The sequence below is a fragment of the Neptunitalea lumnitzerae genome, assembly GCF_027924185.1.
In the GTDB taxonomy this organism is placed as follows: domain Bacteria; phylum Bacteroidota; class Bacteroidia; order Flavobacteriales; family Flavobacteriaceae; genus Neptunitalea; species Neptunitalea lumnitzerae.
Genome location: NZ_BRVO01000001.1, coordinates 472,697 through 488,219, shown reverse-complemented (window position 1 = coordinate 488,219; position 15,523 = coordinate 472,697). Strand labels below are relative to the sequence as shown.

9 protein-coding genes are annotated in these 15,523 nt (G+C 34.9%); 5 read left to right on the top strand and 4 right to left on the bottom strand.

All coding sequences use genetic code 11. From position 1 onward, the window contains the following. Position 1 precedes the first annotated feature (1 nt). From Y10_RS02160 to Y10_RS02150, 3 genes are all read left to right on the top strand, one after another. Entirely contained in the window at positions 2-319 is a 318-nt protein-coding gene (locus tag Y10_RS02160; protein WP_281763721.1) for an Hpt domain-containing protein, read from the top strand. A 15-nt stretch (positions 320-334) separates the two neighbouring features. Next, positions 335-1,084 carry a LytR/AlgR family response regulator transcription factor gene (locus Y10_RS02155; RefSeq protein WP_281763720.1) on the top strand — a complete coding sequence of 250 codons (750 nt, stop codon included), beginning with the start codon at positions 335-337 and terminating at the stop codon, positions 1,082-1,084. A 120-nt stretch (positions 1,085-1,204) separates the two neighbouring features. Further along, on the top strand, positions 1,205-3,664 hold the full coding sequence (locus Y10_RS02150) for a DUF4114 domain-containing protein (RefSeq protein WP_281763719.1): 2,460 nt from the start codon (positions 1,205-1,207) through the stop codon (positions 3,662-3,664). Positions 3,665-4,796: 1,132 nt separating this feature from the next. Here Y10_RS02150 and Y10_RS02145 read toward each other — a convergent pair. Then, on the bottom strand, positions 4,797-6,794 hold the full coding sequence (locus tag Y10_RS02145) for a tetratricopeptide repeat protein (RefSeq protein ID WP_281763718.1): 1,998 nt from the start codon (positions 6,792-6,794) through the stop codon (positions 4,797-4,799). A 220-nt stretch (positions 6,795-7,014) separates the two neighbouring features. On the opposite strand from Y10_RS02145, the gene Y10_RS02140 reads away from it, so the two are divergent. Continuing rightward, positions 7,015-8,274, top strand: a complete 1,260-nt coding sequence (locus Y10_RS02140) for an oligosaccharide flippase family protein (RefSeq protein ID WP_281764755.1) — start codon at positions 7,015-7,017, stop codon at positions 8,272-8,274. A 118-nt stretch (positions 8,275-8,392) separates the two neighbouring features. Next, positions 8,393-9,625 (top strand): glycosyltransferase, encoded by a 1,233-nt coding sequence (locus tag Y10_RS02135; protein ID WP_281763717.1) that lies wholly within the window; start codon positions 8,393-8,395, stop codon positions 9,623-9,625. Here the strand turns inward: Y10_RS02135 and Y10_RS02130 are convergent. From Y10_RS02130 to Y10_RS02120, 3 genes are read right to left on the bottom strand one after another with little or no spacing between them, the layout of a single operon-like run. Next, positions 9,612-11,144 carry a cellulase family glycosylhydrolase gene (locus tag Y10_RS02130; RefSeq protein ID WP_281763716.1) on the bottom strand — a complete coding sequence of 511 codons (1,533 nt, stop codon included), beginning with the start codon at positions 11,142-11,144 and terminating at the stop codon, positions 9,612-9,614. The genes Y10_RS02135 and Y10_RS02130 overlap by 14 nt on opposite strands. Continuing rightward, positions 11,138-12,328 carry a hypothetical protein gene (locus Y10_RS02125; protein WP_281763715.1) on the bottom strand — a complete coding sequence of 397 codons (1,191 nt, stop codon included), beginning with the start codon at positions 12,326-12,328 and terminating at the stop codon, positions 11,138-11,140. Before Y10_RS02125 ends, Y10_RS02130 begins: the two co-directional genes overlap by 7 nt. 26 nt (positions 12,329-12,354) lie before the next feature. Further along, positions 12,355-15,447 (bottom strand): hypothetical protein, encoded by a 3,093-nt coding sequence (locus Y10_RS02120; protein ID WP_281763714.1) that lies wholly within the window; start codon positions 15,445-15,447, stop codon positions 12,355-12,357. Positions 15,448-15,523: the final 76 nt, after the last annotated feature.

The following is a 15,523-nucleotide window of genomic DNA, read 5'->3' as shown; positions in this document are numbered from 1 at the left end:
TATGGAACTACCAAATTTTAGCTACATTCATAGTCTTTCAGGAGGCGATAAAGACTTTGAACAACAGTTGCTTAAAATCTTAAAAGCAGAGTTTCCGGAAGAGAAAGAAATTTACTTTAAAGCTGTAGCAGAAAAAAATTTTTCAGATGCAGCAGAAATTGTACATAAAATTAAACATAAAATTAGTATTTTAGGGTTAGAAAAAAGTTATACACTTGCAGACACCTATGAAAACAACTTAAAAATGGGGGAAACCGCATTGCAAAAGGAGTTTCAAGAGGTTTTACAAGTAATGACTGACTTTTTAAAAGAACTTTAAAACTATATTTGTTGTATGAATTGTATTATTATTGATGACGAGGCAACCGCCAGAGCCATCCTATTACAATTATGTACAAAAGTTACTGAATTGAATGTTATGGGAGATTTTCCCAATGCTATTCAGGCTATTAAATATTTAAATCAGAACGAGGTTGATCTTATATTTTTGGATATTCATATGCCCGATTTTACTGGGTTTGATTTTATCCAAACTATAAAAAACCCCCCTAGAATTATATTAACAACTTCTGATGCTAATTTTGCCATTGAAGCTTTTGAATATGATTGCATAGTGGATTATTTAGTGAAACCTATTGCTTTGCCTAGATTTGAAAAGGCAATACAAAAGGCTAAGGTGTTTCAGATAGAAAAGGAAGGTGCACCTGCACCAGTTGCTACTGCTAAGCCTAAAGCAGATGCTCCTGCTAAGGAGAAAACATCTGAAGACTCGGCTACCGACCTGTATATAAATATAGACAGGAGACTTATTAAGATAGATATGCCTAGTATTTACCTTATTGAAGCTAAGGGTGACTATATTCAGATTAAAACCGAAGATAAAAACTACACGGTACATTCTACCTTAAAGAAAATAGAGGATAAATTACCTGCTCATACTTTTTTAAAAGTACACAGATCGTATATTATTAACATTCATAAAATCATTGATATTGAGGATAATAGCGTGCTTATTAAAAAAGATGTGATACCTGTAAGTAGATCTAACAGGCCTGAATTAATGAAACGTTTAAACTTGTTATAAATGTATATCCCGTGGTTGTTTCCATTCGTCTACAGTAAATAGGCGCCCATCGAAATTTGACACGAAACCCCCTGACTTCGTGATACTTTTGAAGTGTATTAAAACTCTAACAAAGGAATCATGAAGAAATTTTACACAATAGTAGCTATAGCGGTAATGTCAATATGTACATTACAAGCTCAGAATTACAATTTTTTGGGGAATTATACGGCAGATGGAACTCCTTTATATTTAGAAAACCCTGGAGATATTGTTTCACAAGATACTCAAAATTTGGTAAGTAGATCTTTACCAGAAGGGTATCCGGTGCCAGATTATAATCCACATTATATATCATCGGGTTATGATACAGATATCATTATAGATGCGTTTGCTGAGGTGTTTGTAACTTATGTTAATGAGGGGGCTGGTTATAAGAATGTTTTAGGTTTTTATACATATGATGTTAATAACCCTCCAACATCAGGTCCTCAGCCAGAAGATATTACCATTATTTTTCCAAATGTATCAAATGTAGGTTCAGGTGGCGGCTTGAGTCCTGGAGATAAAGTAAAACTTGGCGATTTTCCGGCAGGTACTGGTATCGGGTGGGTGTTGTTAGCTAACGGATGGAATGGTAGTGTTACACAAGGGCACTGGCAGTTATACTCTAATCCTAACTTTAATCCAGAAGCAGATCCTAATTTAAGATACCACAACGTATTATTGAATGACCCTACCAACCAAAGAGTTATTTTAGGTTTTGAAGATATTAGACGTGATTATGGTTCTTGTGATAATGACTTTAACGATGCGTTGTTCTATGTAACAGCAAACCCTTACACGGCTATGAGAACTGCCAACTATGCAGATGTTAGTAGCGCAGCCAACATTACTTCCGCTAATGATGGTGGGTTAGAAAGTAACGGAGATTTAGCTTCGTTAGTAGCTAAAAGAAATTTTAACAGAACCAAGTTTGCTAATGCAGCTAATAAAAAGAGTGCGCAAACCATTTTTAATAAAGATAAAGCAAGTAGTTATAAGACTTCTAATACAGCTGCTAATCCGTTCAATGTATCTATTGTAGATTATTTACCAGGTACCGGTATGTATGGTACTGAAACAGCGTATGTTTCTTCGCCAACAGATTTATTAGGAATTACAAATGCAGTAGATGTATTCTCTTTAGATATGTATAGCGGTGCAGATAGAGTTTCTGCTGTGTTAGCAACAGAATCTACAGGTAATGTGTACGACCATACCAAAATGATTTGTGACAGATTAAACAGCAGTAGTTTAGAAGATGTTAGAACGGTAATGGTTAGAGGATATGAATTAATTAGTGCCAAGATCTTAAGAGCGGGTGGCGAAGTAGAGTATACGTTGAGCTTTTCTGTAAAATTAGGACAATCAGCTAATGAAATTCATAGCTACTGGAACATAGATCAGTACCCTGCAGGAGATTATTTTAACTTTCAGATTTGGGGATCATCTTTTTCGCAGGTGTTTTCTATAGCAAACCATGTAATAGATACATTTACTGCAGAGAAACCTTTAAACGGAACTACTGTTACCGATAGAGTACCAACGGTATTTGTAAGATCTGGGTTCTATGCAAACGGAGTGGTAAACTTAAATATTATTAATAAGTCGGCATCTACAGCTATGAGTTTTACAGGTAACATTGCTGATACAGAATTAGCAGATAGTTATCAAGTAACACAGTCGGTAGCTTTAACCGGTAATTGGTATGATAGTGTAAGTATAACTACTGGAACCTTATTTGATATAGGATTTTCATTAGCAGTAAATGAGTGTACGCAACAAGATGCTTTATACTTAGCAGATGGGCCATGGGGAGTAGATTATTTGAGTGACAATGCTACATTAGATTACTTTGATATAGCAGCACCAATGTTAACTTACAATCCGCAAATTCATGAGATTGAAAGAGAACCTACGGTAAGTGGTATGGCTATGGGTACGGTGAATGTGTTTAGACATACCTTACCAGGAGATCAAACTTTAGATGTAAGCGGTTATAGCGCTATACAATTTACAATGACAACTAGCACACCTGTTGAAGTTATCTTAATGCAAGAAGGCTTAACAGATTGGAATGATAGATACAGATACACCATACCTGCAACTACCAGTGCTACAGATTATGGTATAGCTTTTACCGATTTTGTAGATGGTAATGGAAACAGTGCTAACATAACCGATGTAAAAACATTAGTATTCTCTATAAATGGTAATTATACCACGTATGTACCATATGATATGAGTATTGAAAGTGTTGCTTTTGGAAACAATGTAGCCTTAGCGTTAGAAGAAGTTGCGGTAGAAGAGGTTCCATCAGTAATTAATTATCCGAATCCTTTTAAGGGTAGTACTACGATAAGATTGGTAAATCAAGCAGCATCAGTTGATATTCAAGTAGTAGATATGTTAGGTAGAACAGTAGATGTACAAACAATTAAGCAAGTATTTAACAAAGAGGTTACCTACAAGGCTAACCACTTAAAAAGAGGAATGTACAAGTACATTATAAAAGACGATACAAATGCCGAATACACTGGCACGTTCATGGTAAAATAGCAGTGATTGGTTTTTTTCAAAAGCTATTTAGTTGGTTATTATTTATAGGCAGGAGGAAACTCCTCCTGCTCAATACCCAAAACGTTCTTTGAGTTCAGGTTTAAAAATATAGAAGAGTAAGAGTAGTTTAGTTTTTTTTTATAAGCAAGTTTAGTTGGTTTATGTTGAGGAAAGGAGATGCTTCTCATCTCCATTCCTCTTCAAAAAAAAGCGGCTTACTTTTATTCATAACAAAAGAAATAGAAGAGTTTTTCATAGCAAGTTTAGTTGGTTATTATTTTGTTGTAAGGGAGTCATACTCCGGCTCCCTTACTTTTTTAACCTAGTAAACAGCAACTCTTTAAAACAACAAATAGAGTAGTAGATTTTTCATAGCAAGTTTAGTTGGTTATTTTGATGGAAGGAGGTGTACTTCATCTCCTTTCTCTTCAAAAATCCAGATGGTACTTGTAGTGAATATTAAAAATATAGAAGAGTTTTTCATAGCAAGTTTAGTTGGTTATTATTTTGTTGTAAGGGGGTCATACTCCGGCTCCCTTACTTTTTTAACCTAGTAAACAGCAACTCTTTAAAACAACAAATAGAGTAGTAGATTTTTCATAGCAAGTTTAGTTGGTTATTTTGATGGAAGGAGGTGTACTTCATCTCCTTTCTCTTCAAAAATGCAGATGATACTTGTAATGAATATTAAAAATATAAAAGAGTTTTCATATTGAGTTTAGTTGGTTATTATTTTGGTATAAGGGAGTCATACTCCGGCTCCCTTATTTTCAATTATTCAAGAGAAAACTTCGAAAGAAACAGAAAATAGAGTAGTAGATTTTTCATAGCAAATTTAGTTGGTTATTTAAGAGGAAGGGGATGCACAAATTCTCCTTCTCCTTAAAAAATAGGAAAAATCAAAGGTGTAAGTTTAAAGCTCTGTTTTCGACTAATTTAAGAGAGTAGTAATAAATTTTTTCATAGCAAGTTTATTGGTTATTTGTGGAAGAGAAGGAGGGGTGAAGGGCCTCCTTCTTCTTCCTTTAAACAAGAAGAAAAAGAATTTTTAGTTAGTATTTTTTTTGAGGAAAAAATTCCTAAGTTTTACCCTCATAATTTGAATTGTAGTTTAGTTAGTAAAGAGCAGAATTTAATTCTGCTCTTTCTTTTTTGTATATAGAGGTTGTTTGGTAAGGTACCATTTTACTCGTAAACCGAACTCGGTATACGTAAAACCTGCTGCGGTAGCAGAGGCTATATTACTGTGAATGCCATAAACGTTTGCTAGTAATCTGTTAGATAGTACATAACCAAACTTACCTTGTAATCTGTAGGTTCCTTGTTTAGGATCGTCTTCTATAAACTGATAGCCTGCAGCTGCAGTAAGCTCATAATAAAACTCGTTTTGTTTACTAATAGCTTCATCTTTAATAAGGTTTACAAAAACCTCGGCAGCATTAAATTTCTCTGGACTAAAGTATATACTAGGTACCTGATTTTTAAAGGTAATGTATTGGTAGTTTAACCCTGTTTTTAGTGAGGGTCTGCTTAATAAATTATAATACAAAGAGGTGAATATTAAATGTCTGCTATTATCGTCGTTTTGTGAGGTATAGTAATATTGTGTAAACCATCCTAAATTAAAGTTGGTGCTTATGTTATGGTTTAGGTAATAGTGGTTTTGTATAATTTCTCTTTGTAAAAGATCTGCATTAAAACTTTGTAACTCTCTTTTGTATCCTACATCTAGCACTTGTAGCTTTAGAGGTTTCATTTTAAATACCAGATCGGTTACAAAACGGGTGTAGGTATCTGTAGAAGTAACCCCAAACATACCCTCAGCTAATATTCTTGGCGCAATTTGATACCCCGCACCTATAAGAGCGTTTTGCCCATTGGCTTTGTTGCCTGTTATTTTATTTTCGGTTGTGCGGTACCCATATTGCCCCATAAGCTTAAATTTTAGAGAGAAAGGCACCTCTATATGTGTTTGTATAGCATAGGCTTGGTTGTCTCCGTTATCAAAGCTATAACTAGCTTTGGTGTCTGCATAGGGTGTAAAGTTTTTTCCTAGGTTGTTAATAAAGTTAACCGCATCCTTTTGGTTGTCATAAAAATCTAGAGTTTTAAATGCCGCTGTGTAGGCATCGTTATTTAAGCCTAAGGCTTTTAAAACATTTGCTTTCCCTAAGTTTCCGTCAAAAGAGGTAGAATCGTTTTCTAAAATAGCTCTATAATCTACCAGACTTTCCTTAAAATTACTTTTATAGATGTTTAAGGTAGCACGTAGCGCTAGCACCCAGTTCTCGTTAGGGTGTACCTCTATTAAAGAATCAATGGTGCTTTTGGCATCTTTAAATTGCTTATTCCAGATAAGGGCTTGTACGTAGCGTTCTTCGGTTTGATTTTTTAATAGCGTATCGGCTACTTTAGTAGCCTTGGTTCTTGCTTGTTTGCTTATGGTAAGTGCTTTCTTTTCCTTATGACCCAAGTGAGATACCAACGATAAACCGTTTAAAGCGGTTATACTGTCTTTTTGGTTGGTAGCCAATTGCTTATAAGTGTCTTGAGCATTGCTTAACTGATTGGCTATAATGTATACATTAGCTAAATTAAGTAAGGTTTCTCTATCACCTTCAAACAGTTCTAAATTGGTTTTTAAGTAGCTAATTGCCGGTTCATAATCTTGTTTTTGTACATATTGGTTAGCATAACCTAAATGGATATATTTTTTTGAAACCAACGCATTAGGGTTTCCTGGCGAAACTTCCAACGCTCTGTTTACATTGGCCAGTGCTTGGTCGTATATTTTAAGGTTAGAGAGTGTATTGGCATATCCTAAAAGTGCCGGAAAACTCTCGGATTCTTCTTCAATTAATCCTTCGTAATAGCCTTTTGCATCGGTAAAGTTCTTATTCCAAAGCATAGCTTCAGCATAGTTAAGCTTTATTTCAAAATCGTTGGGATAGTCGGCTAATAAATTGGTAAAAAGAACCATAGCAGCATCTTCTTTACCATTTAAACCAATAGCACGCCCATAACATAGTCTGGCAGTTTTGTTATCTGGGTATTCTTTTAAAATGTTGCTAAAAAAGGTTTCTGCTTGAGCATACTGTCCGGTTTCTAAATAGGTGAAACCTTCTTTCATGTCTTGTGAGTAACCAAATGAAAAACAAATAAGTAAAAAAATAAGTAGGTATTTTTTTGAGGCCATTATATGCTGTTTAGATTTGAATTAATCATCTATATATTTTCATTCGTCTACAGTTATTTGCCAATAACCGAAGCTAACTCATAAAAATAAAAAGTAACTATCATCTTTGTAATGTGAAAATGAAGATACTAATAAAATAACCAAATTGAAACTCATGCAAGCTATTTCTAAAATTTTACCAAAACGTATTTCTGGCGAACAGCTTTTCATGTTAAGTGTTTTAGTTGTTAACGGAGGAAACTATTTGTATAACCTTTTAATGGGAAGAATACTAGGGCCAGAAAAATTTGCCGATGCAGCAATTTTAATTACTTTTTTATTAGTGTTGTCTTTTATAGCAATGACATTTCAATTGGTAACGGCTAAGTTTTCGGTACTTTTTGAAAATGGAACATTGAAAAGATTTATAGGAAGAACCTATGTGCACGGAGCCTTATTTGGTGTGTTTATGGGGGCTGCCATTTTTATTTTTGCACCGCAGTTACAACAAGTATTTAATACTTCTACCGCAATAATGTTTAAAGTATTTGGTATAGGTGTACCGTTATACTTTTTAATGAGTGTAAACAGAGGTGTATTTCAAGGTAAAAAAGAGTTTAAAAGTTTATCTATAACCTACCAAGGAGAAATGTTAAGTAGATTGGTAATTACTTTTACGCTTTTGTTTTTATCGGGCTTAGAGTCATCAGTAGTAATCTCTTTAGGGATCTTAATTTCTTTTGGAGTAGGGCTTGTTCCCTTTAAGTATAAAAATATTAGTTTGTCTAAACATATTGCTATTAGTAAAGCAGAAAATAAACAGGTAAGAAACTTCTTTTTGCTTACTGCGTTTTATGAGCTTACACAAATTATTATTAATAACAGTGACATCTTATTGGTAAAACATTACTTTGCCTCTTACGAGGCCGGATTATATGCTTCTTTGGCTTTAATAGGGCGTATTGTATACTTTGTAGCCTGGATGTTTGTAATGTTATTATTACCAACAGTGGTAGCCCTTAAAAAAGAGGGAAAACCAACCGCACATGTATTGTTTAAATATGTGGGATATATTGGAGCAATAGCTCTGGTAATTGTATTGGGTTGTGTGCTTTTTCCAAAAACAGTTATTACCATCTTATTTGGTAGTGAGTATTTGTCTATGGCACCTTTGTTATGGAAGTATGCAGTAGCTACTGCTATGTTTGCTATCTCTAACATATTTGCGTACTACTATTTGTCTTTAGATAAATATGTACCAGTTATTATCTCGGCTATTTTTGGGATGTTACAAGTAGGTTTGGTAGCTGTATTTCACAAGAACCTTGCTCAGGTAGTGCATATGCAAATAGTGGCTATGGCCATGTTACTGATAATTCAAATGATCTTCTTTGTAATTAGCAACCGAAAAGAAAAGCGCACTATTATAGATTAACTGTTGAGGTGTACCATTCGTCTACAGCTAATTGTCATCCGACTAAATATAAATCTTGAAGTGTTTTTTTATACCAAATTTGTACTATAATTATTAACCTACTAAAAATCTTTATGTTATGAAACTAGCAGTCGTTACAGCTTTCCCCCCAAGTAAAGTTACATTAAACGAGTATGCCTATCATTTGGTTAAGAGTTTTGCTCAGAAGGAAGAAATTACTGAGTTAATTCTGTTAACTGACATTACTGATGAGCCTAAAGAGCTTACGTTTTCTACAGCAGGTTGCTGGGTTACGGTAAAGCAATGCTGGTCTTTTAATAGTTATAAAAATTTATTTACTGTTACAAAGGCAATAAATTCAACTAAGCCTGATGCTGTCTTGTTCAATTTGCAGTTTATGAAGTTTGGAGACAAAAAGATAGCTGCTGCATTAGGCTTGTTATTGCCCTTGGTTTGTAAACTAAAAAAGATACCTAACATTGTACTGTTGCACAATATTTTAGAGCAGGTAGATTTGGGCAAAGCAGGTTTTACTACCAACAAATTAATGCAAAAAATGTATGGCTTTATTGGTACTGTATTAACCAGAATGATTTTACAAGCAGATGTTGTGGCTTTAACCATGCAGAAGTATGTAGATATTTATAAAGAGAAATATAAAGCAACTAATTTGGCCTTTATACCCCACGGAACCTTTGAAATACCTGCGGAGCCATCCTACGAAGTACCGGATGGCCCACTACAGGTAATGACCTTTGGTAAGTTTGGTACCTACAAAAAAGTAGAAGGGCTTATAGAGGCTGTTGAAAAAATAAGAAGTAGAAGGAATTTAAATGTAGAGATTGTAATTGCAGGTACTGATAACCCTAACGTACCGGGATATTTGGAAAATGTAAAGGAAAGGTATGCTCATGTACCACAGTTGAAGTTTACCGGATATGTTGAGGAGTATGAAGTACCTGTAATTTTTAACAATAGTGCTGTAGTAGTGTTCCCGTATACCTCTACAACTGGAAGTTCTGGCGTATTACACCAGGCGGGTAGTTATGGTAAGGCTGTTGTAATGCCAGATTTAGGGGATTTAGCATTATTAGTAAAGCACGAAGGTTACGAAGGTGAGTTTTTTGAACCTACTAGTATTGATAGTATGGCAGATGCTATAGAGAAAATTTTGGTAAACGAAACCTACCGTAAGTATTTAGGTGCTGTGAATTACAAAGCAGCTACAGCATTCCCTATGCCTAAAATTGCCGATATGTATTTAGATACTTTTTATAAGATTATGAATCCTGAAAAAAAGAAAGACAAACCTAAAGTAAAAGAATCAAAAAAGGTTACTATTCTTCAGTAGTACCTGAAGATGATATATAGTCGAAAGAAGCTTTTTTTGCCCCATTCTTATCGATAAACCCAAATTTTTTCTGAACATTTTTTCTCCAAGGAAGACTACCTACCACTTCCTTCGGGATGTTCTCAAAGTCATATAACGTCCAGGATATATACGAAATATTATATTTTTCGAATGTGCTCTGGATGTTTTTATGATAATTAGCCTGATCTTCTTCCGAGCTTCCAAAAGGTTTCCATAGTCCACTGTAAGACGACATACCAAACTCGCCCACAACTAATTGTTTGTTGGGTATTTCTTTTTTAAGTTGGGTATAGGTATTTTCAAACTGGTTAAGATCTTCATAGTAGTGAAACGATACAAAGTCTACTTCATCTTTTAATAGAGGGGCACTAACGGGCTTTGCCCATCCAATGGTAACAGGGTGGTTGGGGTCTGTTGTTTTTACTAGTTCTAACATGGTGCGTAGCCATGCTTCTACAGTACTTTTACCTCTGCTTTTAAAATCAAGGTCGGGTTCGTTTTTTAAATCCCAGCCTAATAGCGCACTATGGTCTTTACATGCTTTAACAATAGTTTCTGCATGGCGTTGGTTCAGTGTCCAATCTAAAACAGAATAATCTCCGTAAAAATCAAATAGCGTTATAAGCACCTTGATGTTTTCTTTTGCTGCAGCATCTAGTACTTTTTTCAATTTTACTAGCTTTTCATCCTTTACTTTGGCTTTGCCAAAATCTTCATACGGAACAAAAATTCTCACCGTATTGAGTCCTGCATCATGAATTAGCTTAAAGTCTTGCTGAATGGTATCTATTTCAAAATTTTCACCAAACATATCCCAAGGTGTATTTTTTGGGTAATAATTAATACCGTGTATAGTACCAGTTTTGGTGTGTTGCTTGTTATGGTATTTGTGGTTGGGGGTAGCATCGGTTTTAACCATATGTCTTACCCTCCAAAAACCATCTTCTAGAAGAAGTAGCACCTTATACGTGGCGGTTTCAATGGTTTCTTCTACCAACTTTTTGTTTTGGTATACACGCTTGTATTCTTTTACATTGTTATCGGTAAGCATTATTAATTGCCCGTCTTCACTAAAAAAGTTAAGTTTAGGATGATGTTCTAGCGTTGTTTCTTCTAAGGTAATGCCTTGTTGTTTGTTTAGATCTATAAAATTGAAGATGTTTTCTCTAGAGCTTTCCGTATAGAAATCTTCAATACCTTCTCGCAAGTTGGTATTATAAGCAACGTGTTTTACATACCAAGCATCTAAATAATTGCTTTCTAACTCCCCTAAGGTTTGCTTGTCCATTGGTCTGCCCTCGTTTGCCATAGGAGCCCAATCCATTGTAGGCAGGTACTGATCAATTTTTTGTATTTCGGTATGAAGCATTTTACTTCTATCTGCCCCGGTATTTAAATAGGTGAACAGAGCACTTATACCAAAAATAATAAGTGCATTTATGGCCACAAATGATAGAATAAGAATACCACGTAATATGTTTTTATTAAGGGTTACCATAGGGTTTTAGATGTGTAGGTTTTGTTGATGCCTGCAAGTTCAACAGTTATATTATATGTGTTATTGGGTACGTCTACTTGTTTTAAAGTAAAGGCTGCATATCCGTCACGGGTAGCAGTGGTAAAGGTGTTTACTAAAGTTTGGTTATCATATATTTTCAATTCAATTATCAAACCATCCGGAATCATTTGATCCATATAACTTTTTATAGGGCCTATGGTTACTTCACGGTTGTTTTTAGAAAACTGCGTTTCAAAGTCTGCTACTACCTGTTCAAAATCGATACTTATGGTATTGCTTTCTGCCATACCTTCTACATAGGCTTTTATTTGCCAATGTTCTGCATAGTCAGGATGTATAATTCTTGCGGTTGCTTTTCCGTTTATTGTATTACCGGAGGTTTTAAGTACATACCCTTTTTTATTAGTAATATAAAAGGTAACATAGGTACCATCGCTTACAATGTTATTGTGCCCATCTTTTATTTGCGAGGTATACATTTCAGCAATTTGGTTCCCATCAGCATAGTCATGCAATCTGTTTACATCAATTTTGAAATTTACAGGGGTGTCTGGCATTACATTTACGTCCTTTTCTTTAGAGTCAATACCCAAGCAATTAGATGCTGTAAATATTCTACCGGCTTGCTTTGTACTGTATATAAGCTTATAACTATATAGGTTATGGGTAAGTACTGTGTCTGTTTTAAAAGTACGCTTAAATTGGCGCTTAATGGCTACTTTGGTACTATCTGGTAATACATTGTCTAGACTGTCGGTGGGTAAAACCGTTAGCATAGTATAGTCATCTCCACCAGCATTAATACTTGGCGGACCTAAGTACGATTCCATACTTTTTACTTCTAGAATGGGAGTTATGGTAAAGTTACCGGTTAGGAAATTATCTTTTAGCATAAGTTTCCAATTTACCGTAGAAGCTTTATTACTTATTAATGACGGTACATGATATAAGAACGCGGTTTCGGTAACCTCGGGATCTAATAGCGTAGTACCATAGGAAGAGGCTATGTATAGTTTTGGTTTTTTATTGGGTACCTTAGAAAACGATAATGTAATACGGTCTCCTGCTGTATATGTTTTTTCAGTAGTTAATAAACTTACACTAATAGGCGCAGCTGTATACATAGTAGTTACTGAAACAGCAGTGGCTATAACCAGGCTCATTAGTATATATGTAAGTTTGTTACGCATTAATTAGGGTTTCCTATGTAATTATTCAATTCCATTTTCACAAAGCTAAAATACGGATGTTCTAGCGGTTGTAGCATATTGTAGGAATGTTTTGGTATACGGTTAGGTACCATTTTGTTAGAAATATCTTCATTAGGTAAACCGTTTACGTAGCAATTATCCATATCACTACTAATTATCTGCATGATTTCGGGTTGGGGTATTGGATATTCAAACGGCTGTTTTCGTTCTTGTCTAATACCTTCCTTAATATATTTTTGGTCTACAAAAAGCAATTCTTTTTCACTGTTATAGTAACTAATAACTAGTTGCGGTATGGTAATTTCTTCCAAACCACTGTTAAATAAATTACCCGTTATAACACTATCATTAATAGCCAATTTACTTAATACAATATCCTTGTATAAATCTGAAGATGATACGTTTCCAGCAGCTTGTAAATTAAATTTAGTAGGTTGCTCTTCTAATTCAATAGGAGTAAACTCATCTGGGTTAAACGATTTTGGAATGGTGTCTTCTACATTGGTCCAGGCTATTCCTTCAAAATTAATTCTAAAACTGGTTACCTCCTTAGGCATTAATTTATGTTTTAGTACATCTTTGGCATTAAAGGTAGCTAGCTCTCGGTTGTCGTTATTGTATAAAGTACCCTTAATAACCACATCTGCAGGTACATCATCTACGTTTTGTATTTCGCCTATAATGGCATAGTGGTTATCATATTTTACTAGTTTAGCAGTAATAATTTCTAGTACGGGTTGTTTTAAAATATCTTCGTGATAGGTTTGCTCGGTGGTGATACGTCTACGGCCTTGGTTAAAATAACTCGTAACATTATCGGAGTATAGCTGGTCTGGAGGCAAATCGGCATTTACCTCGTCTGGTAGTAGGTACCACTTACCTTTACGTTTTACCAATTGCTTATGAAAATCTTTATTTACACGCTCTAAAGGAGTAATCCATTTGGTATGTACTATAGCAGTAGCAGTAGAATCGTCTCTAGCTATAAATTCAGTTTTAATAGCATCCATTTTTGCGTATGAACTAAGTAAACCATCGGTTACGGAAACCTCTAGCATGTATTGCGCAATATCAATATCACTTTTTGGGTCAATAAGGGCATGGGCATCTTCAAACCGTTTAAAATCTAAGTGGTCATAGTATGCTTTTATAGCATTTTCGGGCGAAATCTGACTTACATTTTTCATGTAGAAAATATACATGCCATATGCTACACATGCCATTACTACCAAACTCCATAGGTGTATGGAAATAGAAACACCCTTAGAGAATTTAGTATAGTTATTCTGAAATTTAAGATAACTAGCAAAACTAGGTTTCATTTTTAAACTTCGGTATAACAGCATTTGTACGTTTAGTAAAAAAGCTATAATCACTGTAGTAACCGGCATAATACCCCATAAAATTTTTTGCCAAGTGGCAACATCATCTTTAGGAAGAATAGATGATAAGGGTGGTACATTTAGTTTTTCCCATACCATAATCCCATTTTCCAATTGTCGGAGTCGTTGCCAACCACAGAAGTAGAGTATGGGATCATAAAATTTATCGTTACTAAAAATATATTTTAGGTTGTATTTTTCTGGGGTGGTTAAAAACTGTTGTAATGATCCTATACCTTCCACCCCTCTAAACTTAGAGTTTTCTAAACGTTCTATAGCTCGGGTAGTAAGTTCTGGTAACCTACGGGCAGAATGGTAGTTACCATCTACCGTAAGGGCATTGGTTTGTGCCGATAGCCATGCCATTTGGTCTCCAAACCCTAAGGTAAGAAAGCGCCAATGGTCGTGCTGATCTTGGTTCAGGAAGTTTACTATAGGCAACATTTTTATTTTTTGAGGTTGCGAGGGTCTAAAATACCCTAAACTCATAGTAAACACTATCATAAACAAATACAATACTGCTAAAAAGCCGCCTAATAAGCGGTGGTAAATAGCACCAAACCGGTTTTGTAAGTAGGTTTTATAATCGCCCTCTACAAACCTATAGGCAAATTCACCTAATAGGGGTAACGACATGATGGATGCCCAAAGCGTAAAACGGTCTAGGGTAAGTATATTAAAAGCAGTTTCTCCTAAAACTTTAATAGGTATAGGTGTTGTACCTCCCGTACCTAATATGGTAAGTATGGTGATTGATAACCCAAAAAATAAGTAGCGTTTGCTATAATATCTGTAGAATATGTACGGTAGAATAAGTAGCAATACGCCCCACGGAATTAAGAAGAATACAAGCCCTGATGAGGTTACTTCTAAAAAATTATCTCTGGAACCATGTGGTATAGGTACCTGGGTAATGGGGTTCTTTTTACTGTTAATCCAATAGGGTAAAATACATGTAACTATTATGATTAGAGACGAAAACCCAAACATTACTATACGTTTAAACAGCTTAAAGAAAGTTCTTAGAAATACCTTAAAGGTTACTTCCTTCATACTGTTTACCTGTTCTCTTGAGGCATCCATAATCACCATTCCTATAAGTGGGAATATAAAAAATACCATTCCAAAAATTGGCGTTACATGGTGAGAGGTTACCGTTACAGATATAAGCGATAAGCATGTAAAAAAGTATCTGTAGCGCCCTGTTTTTAACCAAAGGTATATTTCGGGTAAGGCATGCATTAATACCGAAATACCTACAATACTAGGTAGCTGACCAAAAATGTGTAATGTTTCTAAAAATGAGGAAGACAGTGCTGCTAGAATAGCCGCATACCCTGCCGCAGTTCGGTTACTGGTCATAAGTTTAGCAAACCTATATACCCCTGTTATAAATAGTATGATAGCTATAAAAGCAACCGTAAAAAGTCCAAACTTTAGTCCACCTATATAAGAGAATAATCCTATAGACTGGTGCACTAGTGGCGGATAACTCATTACGGTAAAGCCAGTATACCACTCGTAGTTCCAAGGCTCAAACCAGCTATTTGCATAATGGTCTGCAAAGAAAAGATGAATTAACGCATCATAAGTGTTTTCAATAGTAAAGAAAACGGAAGCACCATTAAAGGCTACCCCTATCAATAATGCGGCAATTAAATATTTATTCGACTTTTCTAACGCTCCCATAAATGCTTAAGTTACGTAAATATACTAAAGTTTACCATTGTTAGAGATTTAACTAATGTGTAAAAAGATTTCATTC

Bases quoted from the DNA above. Each gene is read 5' to 3' on its own strand.
- Y10_RS02135 (WP_281763717.1), top strand. From the start codon at position 8,393: ATGAAACTAGCAGTCGTTACAGCTTTCCCCCCAAGTAAAGTTACATTA.
- Y10_RS02125 (WP_281763715.1), bottom strand. From the start codon at position 12,328: ATGAGCCTGGTTATAGCCACTGCTGTTTCAGTAACTACTATGTATACA.
- Y10_RS02140 (WP_281764755.1), top strand. From the start codon at position 7,015: ATGCAAGCTATTTCTAAAATTTTACCAAAACGTATTTCTGGCGAACAG.
- Y10_RS02155 (WP_281763720.1), top strand. From the start codon at position 335: ATGAATTGTATTATTATTGATGACGAGGCAACCGCCAGAGCCATCCTA.
- Y10_RS02160 (WP_281763721.1), top strand. From the start codon at position 2: ATGGAACTACCAAATTTTAGCTACATTCATAGTCTTTCAGGAGGCGAT.
- Y10_RS02145 (WP_281763718.1), bottom strand. From the start codon at position 6,794: ATGAAAGAAGGTTTCACCTATTTAGAAACCGGACAGTATGCTCAAGCA.
- Y10_RS02150 (WP_281763719.1), top strand. From the start codon at position 1,205: ATGAAGAAATTTTACACAATAGTAGCTATAGCGGTAATGTCAATATGT.
- Y10_RS02120 (WP_281763714.1), bottom strand. From the start codon at position 15,447: ATGGGAGCGTTAGAAAAGTCGAATAAATATTTAATTGCCGCATTATTG.
- Y10_RS02130 (WP_281763716.1), bottom strand. From the start codon at position 11,144: ATGGTAACCCTTAATAAAAACATATTACGTGGTATTCTTATTCTATCA.